The 15,289-nt window shown below is 70.3% G+C and carries 16 protein-coding genes; 8 read left to right on the top strand and 8 right to left on the bottom strand.

What is annotated here, in order from left to right; all coding sequences use genetic code 11:
* Positions 1 to 2 precede the first annotated feature (2 nt).
* The 4 genes from AWB92_RS16775 to AWB92_RS16760 all read right to left on the bottom strand — a co-directional run bounded on the left by AWB92_RS16775 (position 3) and on the right by AWB92_RS16760 (position 3,611).
* Complete coding sequence (locus AWB92_RS16775) at positions 3 to 419, bottom strand: rhodanese-like domain-containing protein (protein WP_085187449.1); 417 nt, start codon at positions 417 to 419, stop codon at positions 3 to 5.
* Positions 416 to 1,597, bottom strand: coding sequence for a formate-dependent phosphoribosylglycinamide formyltransferase (gene purT, locus AWB92_RS16770; protein ID WP_241523495.1), 1,182 nt, complete (start codon positions 1,595 to 1,597; stop codon positions 416 to 418). Before purT ends, AWB92_RS16775 begins: the two co-directional genes overlap by 4 nt.
* Positions 1,598 to 1,677: 80 nt before the next feature.
* Complete coding sequence (locus tag AWB92_RS16765; RefSeq protein WP_085187443.1) at positions 1,678 to 2,316, bottom strand: PaaI family thioesterase; 639 nt, start codon at positions 2,314 to 2,316, stop codon at positions 1,678 to 1,680.
* Positions 2,313 to 3,611 (bottom strand): adenylosuccinate synthase, encoded by a 1,299-nt coding sequence (locus tag AWB92_RS16760; protein ID WP_068184799.1) that lies wholly within the window; start codon positions 3,609 to 3,611, stop codon positions 2,313 to 2,315. Before AWB92_RS16760 ends, AWB92_RS16765 begins: the two co-directional genes overlap by 4 nt.
* Before the next feature lie 91 nt (positions 3,612 to 3,702).
* On the opposite strand from AWB92_RS16760, the gene AWB92_RS16755 reads away from it, so the two are divergent.
* The 4 genes from AWB92_RS16755 (at position 3,703) to AWB92_RS16740 (ending at position 6,491) form a co-directional block, all read left to right on the top strand.
* On the top strand, positions 3,703 to 4,320 hold the full coding sequence (locus AWB92_RS16755; RefSeq protein ID WP_085187440.1) for a peptidase M50: 618 nt from the start codon (positions 3,703 to 3,705) through the stop codon (positions 4,318 to 4,320).
* A 64-nt stretch (positions 4,321 to 4,384) separates the two neighbouring features.
* Complete coding sequence (locus AWB92_RS16750; protein WP_085187437.1) at positions 4,385 to 4,765, top strand: DoxX family protein; 381 nt, start codon at positions 4,385 to 4,387, stop codon at positions 4,763 to 4,765.
* 9 nt (positions 4,766 to 4,774) lie between these two features.
* Positions 4,775 to 5,551, top strand: coding sequence for a site-2 protease family protein (locus AWB92_RS16745; RefSeq protein ID WP_085187434.1), 777 nt, complete (start codon positions 4,775 to 4,777; stop codon positions 5,549 to 5,551).
* A gap of 40 nt (positions 5,552 to 5,591) precedes the next feature.
* The gene (locus AWB92_RS16740) at positions 5,592 to 6,491 is read left to right on the top strand and encodes a cation diffusion facilitator family transporter (protein WP_085187431.1); all 900 of its coding nucleotides are present in this window, start codon (positions 5,592 to 5,594) and stop codon (positions 6,489 to 6,491) included.
* On the opposite strand, the gene AWB92_RS16735 is transcribed toward AWB92_RS16740, so the two are convergent.
* Positions 6,488 to 6,901 (bottom strand): DUF3151 domain-containing protein, encoded by a 414-nt coding sequence (locus AWB92_RS16735; RefSeq protein WP_068184818.1) that lies wholly within the window; start codon positions 6,899 to 6,901, stop codon positions 6,488 to 6,490. The two genes, AWB92_RS16740 and AWB92_RS16735, sit on opposite strands and share 4 nt — an antisense overlap.
* Positions 6,902 to 6,948: 47 nt before the next feature.
* On the opposite strand from AWB92_RS16735, the gene AWB92_RS16730 reads away from it, so the two are divergent.
* The gene (locus AWB92_RS16730) at positions 6,949 to 7,734 is read left to right on the top strand and encodes a hypothetical protein (RefSeq protein WP_085187429.1); all 786 of its coding nucleotides are present in this window, start codon (positions 6,949 to 6,951) and stop codon (positions 7,732 to 7,734) included.
* A gap of 83 nt (positions 7,735 to 7,817) precedes the next feature.
* Here the strand turns inward: AWB92_RS16730 and fbaA are convergent, their stop codons facing one another.
* On the bottom strand, positions 7,818 to 8,855 hold the full coding sequence (fbaA, locus tag AWB92_RS16725; RefSeq protein WP_085187745.1) for a class II fructose-bisphosphate aldolase: 1,038 nt from the start codon (positions 8,853 to 8,855) through the stop codon (positions 7,818 to 7,820).
* Positions 8,856 to 8,913: 58 nt separating this feature from the next.
* Between fbaA and AWB92_RS16720 the strand changes: the two genes are divergently transcribed.
* Positions 8,914 to 9,618 (top strand): DedA family protein, encoded by a 705-nt coding sequence (locus AWB92_RS16720; RefSeq protein ID WP_085187427.1) that lies wholly within the window; start codon positions 8,914 to 8,916, stop codon positions 9,616 to 9,618.
* Here the strand turns inward: AWB92_RS16720 and AWB92_RS16715 are convergent.
* Entirely contained in the window at positions 9,577 to 11,529 is a 1,953-nt protein-coding gene (locus AWB92_RS16715) for an acetoacetate--CoA ligase (protein WP_085187424.1), read from the bottom strand. The genes AWB92_RS16720 and AWB92_RS16715 overlap by 42 nt on opposite strands.
* A complete protein-coding gene (locus AWB92_RS16710; RefSeq protein ID WP_085187421.1) occupies positions 11,526 to 12,653 on the bottom strand; it encodes a glycoside hydrolase family 76 protein in 1,128 nt (375 codons plus the stop codon). The genes AWB92_RS16715 and AWB92_RS16710 overlap by 4 nt, the downstream gene beginning before the upstream one ends.
* Before the next feature lie 46 nt (positions 12,654 to 12,699).
* Between AWB92_RS16710 and AWB92_RS16705 the strand changes: the two genes are divergently transcribed.
* Both AWB92_RS16705 and AWB92_RS16700 read left to right on the top strand, forming a co-directional pair.
* Positions 12,700 to 13,173 (top strand): (2Fe-2S)-binding protein, encoded by a 474-nt coding sequence (locus AWB92_RS16705; RefSeq protein WP_085187742.1) that lies wholly within the window; start codon positions 12,700 to 12,702, stop codon positions 13,171 to 13,173.
* A complete protein-coding gene (locus AWB92_RS16700) occupies positions 13,166 to 15,283 on the top strand; it encodes a molybdopterin cofactor-binding domain-containing protein (protein ID WP_085187418.1) in 2,118 nt (705 codons plus the stop codon). The genes AWB92_RS16705 and AWB92_RS16700 overlap by 8 nt, the downstream gene beginning before the upstream one ends.
* Positions 15,284 to 15,289: the final 6 nt, after the last annotated feature.

Raw genomic sequence — 15,289 nt, 5'->3', positions numbered from 1 at the left:
TGCTACCCCTGCTTCCAGGGCAATCCGAGCGCGCGCCAACCGTTTCCACCGCGATGTCCGCTGGCGTCGAGCTGGCCCTCGAAACCGTCCAGCACGTTGTAGGCGGGGGTCAGGCCCACCTGGGTCGCCACCTCGGCCGCGCCGATGGAGCGGTTACCCGAGCGACACAGGAAGATGACGGGGCGCTCTTCGTCCGCCGGGGGGACGTGGCTCTTCAGCTCGTCGGCGAAGTTCGCGTTGGGGACGCCGTTGGCGGTGACCCACTCGATGTACACCACGTCGCGCCCCAGGCTGGACAGGTCTGGCACGCCGACGAACCGCCATTCGGCATCGGTGCGGACGTCGACCAGCACCGCGTTGGGGTTGTCGCTCAGTAGCTTCCACGCCTCGAGGGGCGTGATGTCTCCTGCGTAACTCATCCGCGTGAGTCTCGCATATTCAGGGCGTTCGCGGCCTCGCGGGCACGGTCGCGGGCCGCCGCCACCTCCGGCGCCGTGGCCAGCGCCACGCCCCGTCCGGCTGGCCCGGCGCCCCGCGCGAAGATGCGCAGATCGCTTTCCGGCACCCGCAGCGCGCGGGTCAGCGCGTCGGTGGCCGACGGCCCGCCGTCGAGCCCGGGATTGATCGCGTGGGCGGCGGCCGGCGACATCATCATGGTGTCCACCGGCAGTCCCAGAATGGTCCGGGCCTGCAGTTCGAACGCCGAAAGCCGCTGGCTGCGCAGGGTCACCCAGACGCTGGGGTGCGGGCGCGCGCTGACGTCGGCGAAGTACACCTCGTCGCCCTTGATCATCAGCTCGACGCCGAAGACGCCGCGCCCGCCGAGTGCCTTGACGATTCGCGCGGCGATCGACTTGGCCGCGTCCACCGCGGCCTCGTTCATCTGCTGGGGCTGCCAGGATTCCAGCACGGCGCCGTCGACGTCGCGGTGGCCGATGGGTGAGCAGAACTCGATCAGCGGACCGTTCGGGCCCTCGCTTCGCACGACGAGCAGGGTGACGTCGAAGTCGACCTCGACCACCGTCTCTGCCAGTACCCGCCCGGTCGGACTTCCCTGCGCGCGCTGCCAGGCCGGTTCGATGTCGTCGGGCCCGGAGACCACCGAGTGCCCCCGCCCCGACACGGGCTTCACCAGCAGCGGGTAGCCGGCGTGGGCGGCCACCGCCTGCAGTTCGCCGACCGAGCCGGCGAACCAGAACGGCGCGGTCGGCAGCCCCAGCTCGTCGGCGGCCATCCGGCGTAGGGCCTCGCGGTCGGAGGTGAGCCGGACGGTGCGGGCGTTGGGGACCAGCTGGGTGCGCTCCGCGGGCAGCGCCTCGAGGGCCTGGGCGGCGACCGCGTCCGTCGCGGTCACCACGAAGTCCGGGTGGAGCTGTTGGATCGCCCTGGCGAGCTCGCCGCCGTCGGTGAGCGGGAGCGTCAGCGACTGGTCGGCCACGGCGTGTGCGGGCGCGTTTGGCTGCCCGTCCGCCGCGACCACCCGCGCGCCCAGGTGGCGCAGCGCGACCGCCAGCTCCCTGCTCAGCTCGCCAGAGCCGAGCAGCAGGACCGTCGGCCTGCGGTCTTCGGGCGGTTGGGGGGCAGCGTGGGGCGACACGGCGAGCGCGGTCGTCTTGTCGTCCTGTCCTTGGGTCAAGCCGTCAGTCACCGCTCAAGGATAGGTCGGTTCGGCAAACCCTAGGGCTGGCCGGGAAGCAGCCGCACCATCAGGCCGTTGGCCTCGGCCAGCAAGGCGTCGTCGCCGTCGACCAGCTCCGCGGCGACGAACGCCTTGCGGCCCTCGGTGCTGGTGACGCGCCCGCGCACCAGCAACGGCGTGTCGATCGGCGTGACCTTGCGGTAGTCGACGTGCAGGAAGGCGGTGCGGCTGATCGGGCGCCCGGCGGCGTGCGAGATCATCCCGAACATGTGGTCGAACAGCAGCGGCAGCACGCCGCCGTGCACGGCGTGGTTGCCGCCGACGTGAAACCGGCTGAAGTACCCGGTCATTTCGACGCCGTCGGGCGCATACCGGGTCAATGTCCAGGGCGGCAACAGCAGGCTGCCCATGCCGGGCAGGTCGGGCGTGCGCCCGGCCGGAGCCTTGCCCTCCTCGGCCTGGAAGGTGCCCAGCACCTCGACCAGTGCGGCGGCGCGGTCGGCGGCGTCGTCCCAGACGTCGTCACCGGGGTCGGCGGACACCGCGAGGTCCTGGAGTTGGCGCATGGCCGCGACGAATCGGCCGAATCCGGGGCCGGGGCTGGCCGGGCCGTATTCGGGGAAACCGCCGTGGTGTTCGTATTCCGGGTCGAGTTCTTTGGGGTCGGGTTCCGTCACGGGCGGGCCGCCAGGACGTCGCGGCGCACGATGGTCTGCTCGCGCCCGGGACCGACGCCGATGCACGAAACATGTGCTCCCGCAAGCTCTTCCAGCCGCAACACGTAATCGCGCGCCTTGGCCGGCAGGTCATCGAACTCCCGCGCGTCCGAGATGTCCTCCCACCAGCCGGGCAGCTCCTCGTAGATCGGTTCGGCGCGGGCGAGGTCGCTCTGGGTCATCGGCATGTCGTTGATGCTCGCCCCGTCGATCCGGTAGCCGACGCAGACCGGCACCGTCTCCAGGCTGGACAGCACGTCGAGCTTGGTCAGGAAGAAGTCGGTGATGCCGTTGACACGGGTGGCGTAGCGGGCGATCACGGCGTCGAACCAGCCGCAGCGCCGGCGCCGCCCCGTGGTGACACCGAATTCACCGCCGGTCTTGGACAGGTATTCGCCCTTCTCGTCGAATAGCTCGGTGGGGAACGGGCCGGAGCCGACCCGGGTGGTGTAGGCCTTGAGGATCCCGAGCACGGCGGTGATCCGGGTCGGCCCGATCCCGGAGCCGACGGCCGCGCCGCCCGCAGTCGGATTCGACGACGTGACGTAGGGGTAGGTGCCGTGGTCGACGTCGAGCAGCGTGCCCTGGGAGCCCTCCAGCAGAACCGTTTCGCCCTCCTCCAGCGCGGTATTGAGCAGCCGCCGGGTGTCGGCGATGCGGTGCCGGAACCCCTCGGCCTGCGCCAGCAGGGCGTCCACCACCTGGTGCGGGTCGAGCGCCTTGCGGTTGTAGATCTTGACCAGGATCTGGTTCTTCAGCTCGAGGGCGGCTTCGACCTTGTGGGTCAGCTGATCGGGGTCGAGCACGTCGGCGACCCGGATGCCCTGGCGGGCGATCTTGTCCTGGTAGCACGGACCGATGCCGCGGCCGGTGGTGCCGATCTTCTTGTTGCCCATGTAGCGCTCGGTGACCTTGTCGATGGCGACGTGGTAGGGCAGCAGCAGGTGGGCGTCGGCCGAGATCAACAGCCTGGAGGTGTCGACGCCGCGGTCCTCGAGGCCCTTCAGCTCGTCGAGCAGCACACCGGGGTCGACCACCACGCCGTTGCCGATGACGTTGGTGACCCCGGGCGTGAGCACCCCGGACGGGATCAGGTGCAGGGCGAAGTGTTCGCCGGTGGGCAGGACGACGGTGTGCCCGGCGTTGTTGCCACCCTGATAGCGCACCACCCACTGCACGCGCCCGCCGAGCAGGTCAGTGGCCTTACCTTTGCCCTCGTCGCCCCATTGGGCGCCGATGAGGACGATTGCCGGCATGACGTTGCTCCCACCTGATCGAGCCTGCTTATTGTGGTCCAGCCGGTGACACACCCTATCCCAGCCCCGTCCCAGGAGGTTGCGACCGAGCATGGAAGCCGTCGGGGTGTTGGTCTTCGGCGAGCGGCGGGTGCCGCGTGCGCTGACCGGCCTGCCGGTCCAGATGGGCGATGTCGACGCCGCGATCGAGCAATACCGGCGGCTGGTGGTCGTCGGCGCCGACGCGGACCTGGCCGCGGTGCTGACCCGGTTGCTGCGCGCCGAGCGGCTCGACGTCGAGCTGGCCTACGTGCCGACCCGGCGCACGCCCGCCACCCGGATCTACCGGATCCCGGCCGGACGGCGCGCGGCGCGGCGCGCCCGGCGCGGCTCCGCCCGGCGGGTCACGCTGATCCGTGACGAGACCGGGTCGGTGATCGTGGGCCGCGGGCGCTGGCTGCCGCCCGACGGCGCGCCGGTGGTGCACGGCGAGGCCGTCGTCGACGACACCACGCTGTTCGACGGCGACGTCGCAGCCGCGCGGATCGAGCCGACGCTGGCCATGCCGGGCCTGCGGGCCTCGGTACGCAGGGGCCGCTGGGTGTCCGGCCGCGCCGCGCAGCTCGGCAGCACCGGCGTCACCGTCGTGCGTGACGGGGTCGCGGCGCCGCGGGCGGCACGCCGATCGACGTTCTACCGCAACGTCGAAGGGTGGCTCCTGGTCCGCTAGCACCGGCTGCCACCGGTCACACTTTTGGCCCGCGGGGTGTCGACGTGGTGAGGAGGCTTTGCCGATGACACCTTCCGTCCGCCGCAACTGGATCTACTGGACGACGACCAGCCTGCTCGCCGCCGAGTGTTTTGTGGGCGGGGTGATGGGCGCGCTGCGCCTGCAACCGTTCGCGGGAGTGGTGACGCACCTGGGCTATCCGCTGTACTTCATGACCATCCTCGGCGTCTGCTACGTATCGGCCGGGGTGGTGCTGCTGGCACCGCGCCTGGCGCTGGTCAAGGAATGGGCGTACGCGGGCCTGATGTTTATCTACGCCGGCGCGACGGCGTCGCATCTCTGGGTCGGCGATGCCGCCACGACGCTGGTCGGTCCGCTGATACTCATGGGCCTGACCGTCGCCTCCTGGTCGCTGCGGCCGCAACCGAGGCGGGTATCAAGGTAATTTCAAGCGGTGAGCTTTCCCGCCCGGCAACACGAATCGGTGCGGCCCAGCCCGCTCTTCCTTGCCCTGGTCGCGTTGACGGCGGCCGGCGGCGTGCTGGCCTGGCTGGCCGGGTCAAGCGTGCGGCCGCTGTCCTATGCCGGAGTGTTCGTCTTCGTGATCGCCGGCTGGCTGGTGTCGCTGTGCCTGCACGAATTCGGGCACGCGGTGACGGCCTGGCGATTCGGCGACCACGACGTCGCGGTGCGCGGGTACCTGACCCTGGACCCGCGGCGCTACAGCCACCCCGCGCTCTCGCTGCTGCTGCCGATCGTGGTCGTCGCGCTGGGCGGGATCGGCCTACCCGGCGCGGCGGTGTACGTCCGGACGTGGTTCATGACGCCCGCCCGCCGGACCATCGTCAGCCTGGCGGGGCCGGCGGCCAATCTCGTGCTGGCGGTGCTGCTGCTGGTGGCGACGCGGTTGCTGTACGACCCGAAACACGCGGTGCTGTGGGCGGGCGTGGCCTTCCTGGGCTTCCTCCAACTCACCGCGGTGTTGCTGAACCTGCTGCCGGTCCCGGGCCTGGACGGGTACGACGCCCTCGAACCGCACCTGAGCCCCGAGACGCAGCGCGCGCTGGCCCCGGCCAAGCAGTGGGGCTTTTTCATCCTGCTGTTCCTGCTGTTGGCGGGCAGCCAGTGGTTCTTCGGCGTGGTGCTCTGGCTGTTCGATTTCTCCGGCATCCCGCACTGGCTGGTCGCCGCGGGCAACTCGCTGACCCGATTCTGGAGCGCCTGGCTCTGACCCTTGCAATATATGCGCGATTACGCATATATTGCTGGCTATGGGCGCCGGCCACAACCACACCCCCGCCGAGGGCGACTCGTCGCGGATGATCCCCCGCATGATCGCCGCGGCGGCGATCCTCGCGGGGTTCTTCGTCGTTGAGCTCACGACCTCGCTGCTGATCAACTCGATCGCGCTGCTGGCCGACGCCGGGCACATGCTCACCGACGTCGTCGCGGTGTTCATGGGCCTGGCCGCCGTCATGCTGGCCAAGCGCGGCAGCTCGTCGCCCGCGCGCACCTACGGCTGGCATCGCGCCGAGGTGTTCACCGCCGTCGCCAACGCCGGGTTGCTGATCGGGGTGGCCCTGTTCATCCTGTGGGAGGCGATCCAGCGACTCAAGGAAACCCCGTCGGTCCCGGGCGTGCCGATGATCGTCGTCGCCCTGCTCGGCCTGCTGGCCAACCTGGTCGTCGCGGTGCTGCTGCGGGCGCACTCGGAGAGCAGCCTGGCCGTCAAGGGCGCCTACATGGAGGTGGTCGCCGACAGCGTCGGCAGCCTGGGCGTGCTGATCGCCGGCATCGTCACCGTGACGACACGGTGGCCGTATGCCGACGTCGTGGTCGCGGTGCTGGTCGCGCTGTGGGTGGCGCCCCGGGCCGTCTCGCTGGCCCGCGACGCGCTGCGGATCCTGTCCGAGGCCTCGCCGGCCCACATCGACGTCGAGGAGCTGCGCGGCGCGCTCGGTGCCGTCGACGGCGTCACCGACGTGCACGACCTACATGTGTGGACGCTGTCGCCCGGCAAGGACATGTGCACCGCGCACCTCACCAGCGACGGCGACTCCGCCCGGGTGCTGCAGGACGCGCGCGCGGTGCTGTCCGCGCGCGGGCTGGACCACGCCACCGTCCAGATCGAGCCGCCGGACCGGCACGGCGACTGTGAGGAAGGCTTTTAGAGGCCAAGCGCTTGGCGCGCCGCGGGGTCGCAGTCGTCGAGCAGATCCAGGCAGCGCAGGTTCTCCTCGGTCTCGCCGATGGCGTCGGCAGCCTTGGCCAGCGCCGCCACGCAACGCAGGAAGCCGCGGTTGGGCTCGTGCGCGTACGGCACCGGGCCGAAGCCCTTCCAGCCGTTTCGCCGCAGCTGGTCCAGGCCGCGGTGGTAGCCGGTGCGCGCGTAGGCGTAGGCGGTGACGGCCTTGTCCTCCGCGAGGGCCTCCTCCGCGAGCGCGGCCCAGGCCACCGACGCCGACGGGTGCGCGGCGGCGACGGCGGTCGGGTTCTCGTTGGCCAGCAGCTCTGCCTCGGCGTCGCTATCGCCCGGCAGCAGAATCGGATCGGGTCCGAGAAGATCTCCCATCGACGTCATGGCGTCTATTTTGCCGTTCCCCCGCGGCGGGTCGCTAAGCTCCCTCTATGCCCAATCCACCGGAACCCGAAGGGGCAGCCGAGGACCAGCCGCTGGTCCCCGTCGACCCCGAGACCGAGACCGTGGTGATCAACAAGGGCGATCAGGACAGCGATGCCGAGGCCTCGGAGAACGTTGCAGGCCAGCAGCGCGAGCGTCGTTTCACGGCCCCCGGCTTCGACGCGAAGGAGACCCAGGTCATCGCGACGTCGTCCGCGGAGCCCGCCACGGAGGTCATCGCGTCGCCGCCGCCCGGCGAGGCCGCGACGACACAGCTGGGTGTTCCCCCCAAAGCCGCTGTGCCGCAAGCGATTCCGCCGCGACTCGGGGCGAAGCTGCGCACCACCCGGCAGTTCAATTGGGGCTGGGTGCTGGCGCTGGTGGTGGTCGTGCTGGCGCTGGCGGCGATCGCGATCCTGGGCACCGTGCTGCTGACCCGCGGCAAACACTCGAAAGTGTCTGAGGAAGACCAGGTTCGGCACACCATCCAGCTGTACGACATCGCGGTGCAGCGGGGCGACCTGACCGCGTTGCGCACCGTCACATGCGGGACCGTCCGCGACGGATACGTGGATTACGACGAACACGCGTGGCAGGAGACCTATCAGCGGGTCTCGGCGGCCAAGCAGTACCCGGTGATCGCCAGCATCGACCAGGTCGTCGTCAACGGCCAGCACGCGGAGGCGAACATCACCACGTTCATGGCATACGACCCGTCGTTGCGTTCGACCCGCAGCCTCGACCTGCAGTACCGCGACGATCAGTGGAAAATCTGCCAATCCCCCAGCGGCTAACGCCCCCGGTTCGTGCCGAGTGCCCGGCCAGCCGCACGTTCGGTGCCGAGTGCCCGGCTGGCCGGGCGCTCGCGGCGGAACGGTCAGCTTGAGCTCAGCGACTTCCCCGCGCAGTGCAGGTCGTTGCAGGCCTCCACGACCCGCTCGCTCATGCCGGCCTCCGCCTTCTTGAGGTAGCTGCGCGGGTCGTAGGCCTTCTTGACGCCCACCTCGCCGTCGACCTTGAGCACGCCGTCGTAGTTGGCGAACATGTGGCCGGCGATCGGGCGGGTGAACGCGTATTGGGTATCGGTGTCGACGTTCATCTTCACGACGCCGTAGCGCAGCGCCTCCTCGATCTCCGACTTCAGCGACCCCGAACCGCCGTGGAACACGAAGTCGAACGGCTTGGCGTCGGCGGCCAGGCCGAGTTTCGCCGCGGCCACCTGCTGGCCCAGCGCCAGCACGTCGGGGCGCAGCTTGACATTGCCGGGCTTGTAGACGCCGTGCACGTTGCCGAACGTCGCGGCCAGCAGGTACTTGCCGTGCTCGCCGTGGCCCAGCGCGTCGACGGTCCGCTCGAAATCCTCCGGAGTGGAGTAGAGCTTGTCGTTGATCTCGTGGGCGACGCCGTCCTCCTCGCCGCCCACCACGCCGATCTCCACCTCGAGGATGATCTTGGCGGCCGCGGCCTCCTTGAGCAGTTCCTGCGCGATGGCGAGGTTTTCCTCGACCGGCACCGCCGACCCGTCCCACATGTGGGACTGGAACAGCGGGTCCTGGCCGGCGGCCACCCGCTCGGCCGAGATCGCCAGCAGCGGCCGCACGTAGCTGTCCAGCTTGTCCTTGGGGCAGTGGTCGGTGTGCAGCGCGACGTTGATCGGGTATCTGGCCGCGATGCTGCGGGTGAATTCGGCAAGCGCGACGGCGCCGGCCACCATGTCCTTGACCCCCAGGCCGGAGGCGAACTCCGCACCGCCCGTTGAGAACTGGATGATGCCGTCGCTGCCGGCGTCCGCGAAGCCCTTGATCGCGGCGTTGACGGTCTCCGACGAGGTGCAGTTGATGGCCGGGAAGGCGTAGGAATTTTCCTTGGCGCGTCCGAGCATCTCGGCGTACACCTCGGGCGTGGCGATGGGCATGGGCTCCTCCTGGCGGCTGGGTCCGTCCAGTATCGCAAGACCGGTATGTTGAAGCATCGTGAGCACCGTGGTGACGGCCCTGCCGAACATCCTCGACCCGATGTACTGGCTGGGCTCGGGCGGCGTCTTCGGGAAAGCGGTGCTGCCCGGGATCCTGGTCATCGTCTTCATCGAGACCGGGCTGCTGTTTCCGCTGTTGCCGGGCGAATCGCTGTTGTTCACCGGCGGGCTGCTGACCGCGCACCCGAACCCACCGACGAGCATCTGGGTGCTGGCGCCGTCCGTCGCGCTGGTCGCGATACTGGGCGACCAATGCGGATACTTCATCGGGCGCCGGATCGGGCCGGCGCTGTTCCGGAAGGAAGATTCCCGGTTCTTCAAGAAGCACTACGTGACGGAGTCGCACGCGTTCTTCGAGAAGTACGGGCCCTGGGCGGTCATCCTCGCCCGCTTCGCGCCGTTCGTGCGCACGTTCGTCCCGGTGATCGCCGGAGTGTCGTACATGCGCTACCCGGTGTACCTCGGGTTCGACATCGTGGGCGGCATCGCATGGGGCGGCGGCGTGACCCTGGCGGGCTACTTTTTGGGCACCGTGCCGTTCGTGCACCAGAACCTGGAAAAGATCATCCTCGGCATCCTGTTCGTGTCGCTGATCCCCGCGTTCATCGCCGCCTGGCGCGGCTACCGGGGCCGGCGGCGCGGGACTGCCGCGACGGACGACTCAGGACACCCGACTTCTGCGGTACGCAACGAAAGCCTCTAGCAGTTCGGGCCTGTCGATCGAGCTCTGCTGCACGGCCTGGTCCGGCGCGGTCCCGAGCAGGATCCGCTTGATCGGGATCTCCAGCCGCTTGCCGGTCAGCGTCCGCGGAATGCCCGGCACGTCCAGGATGTCGTCGGGCACGTGGCGCGGCGAGGCGTGCTGACGGATCTCCGCGACGATCTTCGAGCGCAGCCCCTCGTCGAGCTCGACGCCGTCGGCCAGGGCCACGAACAACGGCATCCAGTAGCCGCCGTCGTCCTGCTCGACGCCGACCACCAGGCAGTCCTGCACCTCGGGCATGCGCTCGACCGCCGTGTAGATCTCGGCGCTGCCCATCCGCACGCCCATCCGGTTCAGGGTGGCGTCCGAACGGCCGTGCACCACAACGGATCCGCGTTCGCTGATGGTGATCCAGTCGCCGTGGCACCAAACCCCCGGGTACTTCTCGAAGTAGGCGCCGCGGTACCGGCTGCCGTCCGCGTCGTTCCAGAAGAACACCGGCATCGAGGGCATCGGCTTGGTCACCACCAGCTCGCCCTCTTCCCCGATGACGGGATTTCCCTGGCCATTCCACGCTTCGATGGCCGCGCCCAGGCACAGCGACGACAGCTCGCCCGCCTTGACCGGCACGATCGGGCAACCGCCGATGAAGGCGGTGCAGACGTCGGTACCGCCGCTCATCGAGACCACCGGGACGGGCCGGCCGAGCCCCTCCTGCACCCAGCGGAAGCCGGACGCGGGCAACGGGGAGCCGGTGGATCCCACCGCGCGCACGGCGTCCAGCGGATGCGCCTCGCCGGGCCTCAATTCCTGCTTGGCGCAAGCCAATAGGTAGCCCGCGCCCGCGCCGAGGAACGTGACGCCGGCGTCGGCGGCGACCTTCCAGAGCCCGTCGGTGCCGGGATGCGTCGGGCTGCCGTCGTACAGCACGATCGTCGTGTCGACCAGCAGCCCGGACACCAGGAAGTTCCACATCATCCAGCTGGTCGACGAGTACCACAGGAAGCGGTCGTCCGGCCGCAGATCCAGTTGCAGGGTCAGGTATTTCAGGTGTTCGAGCACCACGCCGCCGTGGCCGTGCACGATGCCCTTCGGCTTGCCCGTCGTCCCCGACGAGAACATCACCCACAGCGGTTGGGCGAACGGAACCGGCGTGATGTCCAGGGGCGCATCCGCTTCGACCGCCTTGGCCCACGGCACGGCGTCGTCGTCGATCGACAGCCCGAGGCGCGGCACCACCACGGTGGCCCGCAGCGTCGGCATCGCGCCGCGGATCGTGGCCAGCTCGGCGCGCCGGTCGATGCGCTTGCCGCCGTACACCGACCCGTCGGTGGCCACCAGCACGGCGGGCTCGACCTGGCCCAGTCGGGCGATCACGCCGTCGACGGCCACGTCCTGGTTGCACACCGCCCAGATCGCGCCGACGCTGGCGGCGGCCAGGGCGGCGACGACGGCCTCGGGGACGTTGGGCAGGTAGCCCACGACGGCGTCGCCGGGCTGGACGCCGAGGTTGCGCAGGTATGCGGCGAACGCCGCCGTCTCCCGCTGCAGCCGCGCCCACGGCCACTCGGTCGAGCCGTCCTCGCCGACGACGATCATGGCCGGACGCGCGTCGGTGGCGTGCCGGAACACCTCGGTGGCGTAGTTGATCGTGGCGCCGGGAAACCACTCGGCGCCCGGCATGGACCGGTTGCCCAGCACGGCACTCGGTGGGCTGTCCGCCTGGATGTCGAAGAAATGCCAGACGGCGTCCCAGAACCATTCGATGTCGTCGACCGACTTGCGCAGGAGCTCGGGGTAATCGTCGTACTCGCCGCGCCCGGTCTCGGCGAGCCAGGCCATGAAGCGCGTCAGGTTGGCCTCGGCAAGCGTTGCCTCGTCCGGGTTCCAGTCGCCGTTGAGGTTGCTCATTTCGCGCTCACGGCGGTGACGTTACCTGCGGCCTCCATCAGCATCCAGCCCGATAGCTGAACCGACAGATCGCGCTCGGCGATCTCCGAGGAGTTGACGGCGCCCGCGACGAATTCCGCTTCCTGGCCGGCCTCGGACCGTTCGGGCGGCAGCTCGGCGTCGCGGTCCCAGAACGGGCCGAACAGCGGCAGCCCGTCCACGGTTTGCCGGTAGTCCCAGGCCGATTTCGCCGACGACTGCACGATGGTGCGCGCGGCGTCGCGGGCCATCGCGTCGTCGGCCGAGTCGCCGGGCAGCGTGGTGGCGACCAGCGCGAGGTAGCGGGCGGTGATGCCGGCGAACAGGCCGCCGTCGCCGCCGCCGGCGCCCCGCAGCACGCCGGAGGGCGCCATGTGCTCGCCGATCGCCGCGACCAGTCGATGCACCCGCGCCTGATGGCGGGCGCGGGCCTCCGCGCCGGTGCGTGCGGCGAGCTCCGTCTCCAGGCCCAGCACCACGCCCTGGCAGTAGGTGTACTGGGCGCGGACCAACGAACCGTCCTTGATGCCGTCGAACACCAGGTGCGTCTCGGGGTCGATCAGCGTGCGGTCGATCCAGTCGCTCATCTGGTCGGCCCGCTGCAGGTGGTCGCCATAGCGGGCGAGGAAGATGCCGGCCGGGCCGTTGGCCGGGGCGTTGAAGAACTTGTCCTGCTTGCGCCACGGGATGCCGCCGCCGTCCTGGGGCGCCCAGGCCCCGACGAACTGGCCGGCCAGCTTCGGCAGGGCGCGGCGGCGCGTGACGCCGGCGATCCGGGCGGCACGTTCCAGCGCCAAGGCCAGCCAGGCCATGTCGTCGTAGTAGCTGTTGGTCCACTTGATGTTGCGTATGTGATGCCCGCGGACCTGGCGGTTGATCAGGGTGCGCCGGTGCGGTTGCGGGTCGCGCAACTGCGCGTCGACCAGGCAGTCCAGCAGGTGCGCCTGCCACCAGTAGTGCCAGGTGCCGAACAGCAGGTCTTTGCGGGCCGCGGGCCAGGCCACCACCCCCAGCTGCGTCGCCGGCAGCGCCCACAACCGTTTCAGGTGGCGTTGCGCGACAGCCGCTTCGGAGCTGGCCGCCCGGTTGGCCCAGAGCTGATCCATAATTGTCGATCCTGCCCTAGCGCCGCGGCGGAGGATGCTGGAGTCCATGCGAAGACTGACGGTTAACGGGCGGCGCCACGAGGTCGACGCCGACGACGACACACCGCTGCTGTACGTGCTGCGCAACCACCTGGGTTTGAAGGGGACGCGGTTCGGGTGCGGGGTCGGCCTGTGCGGCGCCTGTTTTGTCCTGGCCGACGGCCGCCCCATCTACTCGTGCGACACCCCGCTGTGGTCGGTGGGCGACAAGTCGATCCGCACCGTGGAGGGGCTCGGCGACGACGGCGGGCCGCACCCGATTTCGCGCGCCTTGATCGCGCGACAGGCGGCGCAGTGCGGGTATTGCATGTCGGGCATCGTGGTGGCGGCCGCGGCGCTGCTGGCCGACAACCCCGATCCGACGGAGGCCGAGGTGCGCGCGGCGCTGGACCCCAACCTGTGTCGCTGCGGCTCGCACAACCGGGTGGTGGCGGCGGTGCTTATTGCGGCGGCCGAGATGCGGGGGTCGGTGGATGCCTGACCTGCCGGAGTCGCTGGCGGCCAATCCCGTTCTGGGCGAATGGGTTCGGATCGGGCCGGACGGCGTCGTCGAGGTGCGTTCCGGCAAGGTCGAACTGGGTCAGGGGGTGTTGACCGCGCTGGCGCAGATCGCCGCCGAGGAGCTCGACGTCGACATCGCCCGCGTGCGGATGACCGCCGCGGCGACCGATCGCAGCCCCGACGAGGGCTTCACCGCCGGCAGCCGCTCGATCCAGCAGTCGGGCGCGGCGCTGCGCCAGGCGTGCGCCGAGGCGCGGACGATCTACCTCGACGTCGCGGCGGCCAAGCTCGCCGTGGCGCCCGACGAGCTGGACGTCGACGACGGCGAGATCACCGGCCCCGAAGGGGTATTCACCAGCTACTGGGAGCTCGCCGACGATTCGCTGCTGGATCGTGCGGCCACCGGCGCGGCGACGCCCAAGCCGGAGTCGGCGTACGCCGTCGTCGGCACCGACGTCGCGCGACTCGACTTGCCCGACAAGTTGACCGGGCGCCCGCGCTACCTGCACGACCTCGTTTTGGACGGTCAGCTCTACGGCCGCGTGGTTCGGCCGCCGTCGCGCGGGGCGCGGTTGCGTGATCTCGACACCGGCCCCGCCCTGGCGCTGCCGGGCGTGATCAGCGTCGTGCGGGACCGCGAGTTCCTCGGCGTGGTGGCCGAACGCGAGGAGGTCGCGGTGCGCGCGGCCGAACGGCTGCGCGGCGATGCGGAGTGGGACGAGCGCCCGACGCTGCCCGACGAGGACGACCTGCCGTCGTTCCTGGTGTCGGCGCCGGCCGAGACATCGGTGTTAGCCTCTAAAGAGGCTGCGCCGCAAGTGAATTCGGCGCGGTCGCATTCGGCGCGCTATCACCGGCCGTACCTGGCCCACGGGTCGATCGGCCCGTCGGCCGCGGCGGCGCTGTCGCACCCGGATGGCCGCCTGGAGGTCTGGTCGCACAGCCAGGGTGTGCACGTGTTGCGGCGGGAATTGGCTGCCGCGCTTGGCCTTTCAGTGGATCGCGTGGTGGTGCGCCACGTCGAGGGGGCCGGGTGCTACGGGCACAACGGCGCCGACGACGCGGCCATGGACGCCGCGCTGCTGGCCCGAGCCGTCCCCGGACGCCCGGTGCACCTGGTGTGGTCGCGCGCCGACGAATTGGCCTGGGCGCCTTTCGGTCCCGCGGCCGTCGTGGAGATCGCCGCCGAGTGCGGCGACGACGGCGGGGTGGTCGACTGGCGCCACGAGATCTGGAGCGGCAGCTACATGGGCCGTCCGGGCACGACGCCGACGTCGGCGTTACTGGCGGCCAGCGAACGCGCCGGCGGCGAGCCGATCCGGGCCGGCGGGGAGCCGCCGGTCGGGTGGGGCGGCGGCACCGGCCGCAATTCGGTTCCGGGGTATGACTTTCCGTCCTACCGGGTGATCAACCACCTGTTGACCGAGATGCCGCTGCGCACCTCGGCGCTGCGTTCGCTGGGCGCCTTCGTCAATGTCTTTGCCGCGGAGTCGTTCATGGACGAACTGGCCGCGGCCGCGGGGCGCGATCCCGTCGAATTCCGGTTGGCGCACCTCTCGGACCCCCGTGGTCGGGCGGTGCTGCGGGCAGCGGCGGCGCGGGCCGGGTGGGACGAGTGGGAACCCCGGGAGGCGCTCGGCCGCGGCATCGGGTATGCGCGGTACAAGAACACCGCCGCGTACTGCGCGGTGGTGGCCGAGGTCGAGGCGGTTGAGGAGGTCCGGGTGCGCCGGCTGGTCATCGCGGTGGATGCCGGCCTGGTCATCAATCCCGACGGCGCGGAAAACCAGATCGAGGGCGGCGCGATCCAGGCCGCCAGCTGGACGCTGAAGGAGCGGGTGCGCTTCGACGAGTTCAACGTCACCAGCGACACCTGGGAGACCTACCCCATCCTGCGGTTCTCCGAGGTGCCATCGGTCGACGTGGAATTGATTGCCGGACGGGGCAATCCACCGTTGGGGATCGGCGAGTGCGCCCAGGGTCCGACGGCCGCCGCGATCGCCAACGCGGTGTACGACGCGCTCGGGGTCCGGGTGCGCTCGCTGCCGCTGACGCCCGAGCAACTCATCGCGGCGATCGACGAGCGTTAGGCGTGG

The sequence above is a fragment of the Mycobacterium sp. IEC1808 genome (genome assembly GCF_002101935.1).
Taxonomy (GTDB): Bacteria; Actinomycetota; Actinomycetes; order Mycobacteriales; family Mycobacteriaceae; genus Mycobacterium.
This window is presented reverse-complemented; position numbering and strand designations above follow the sequence as displayed.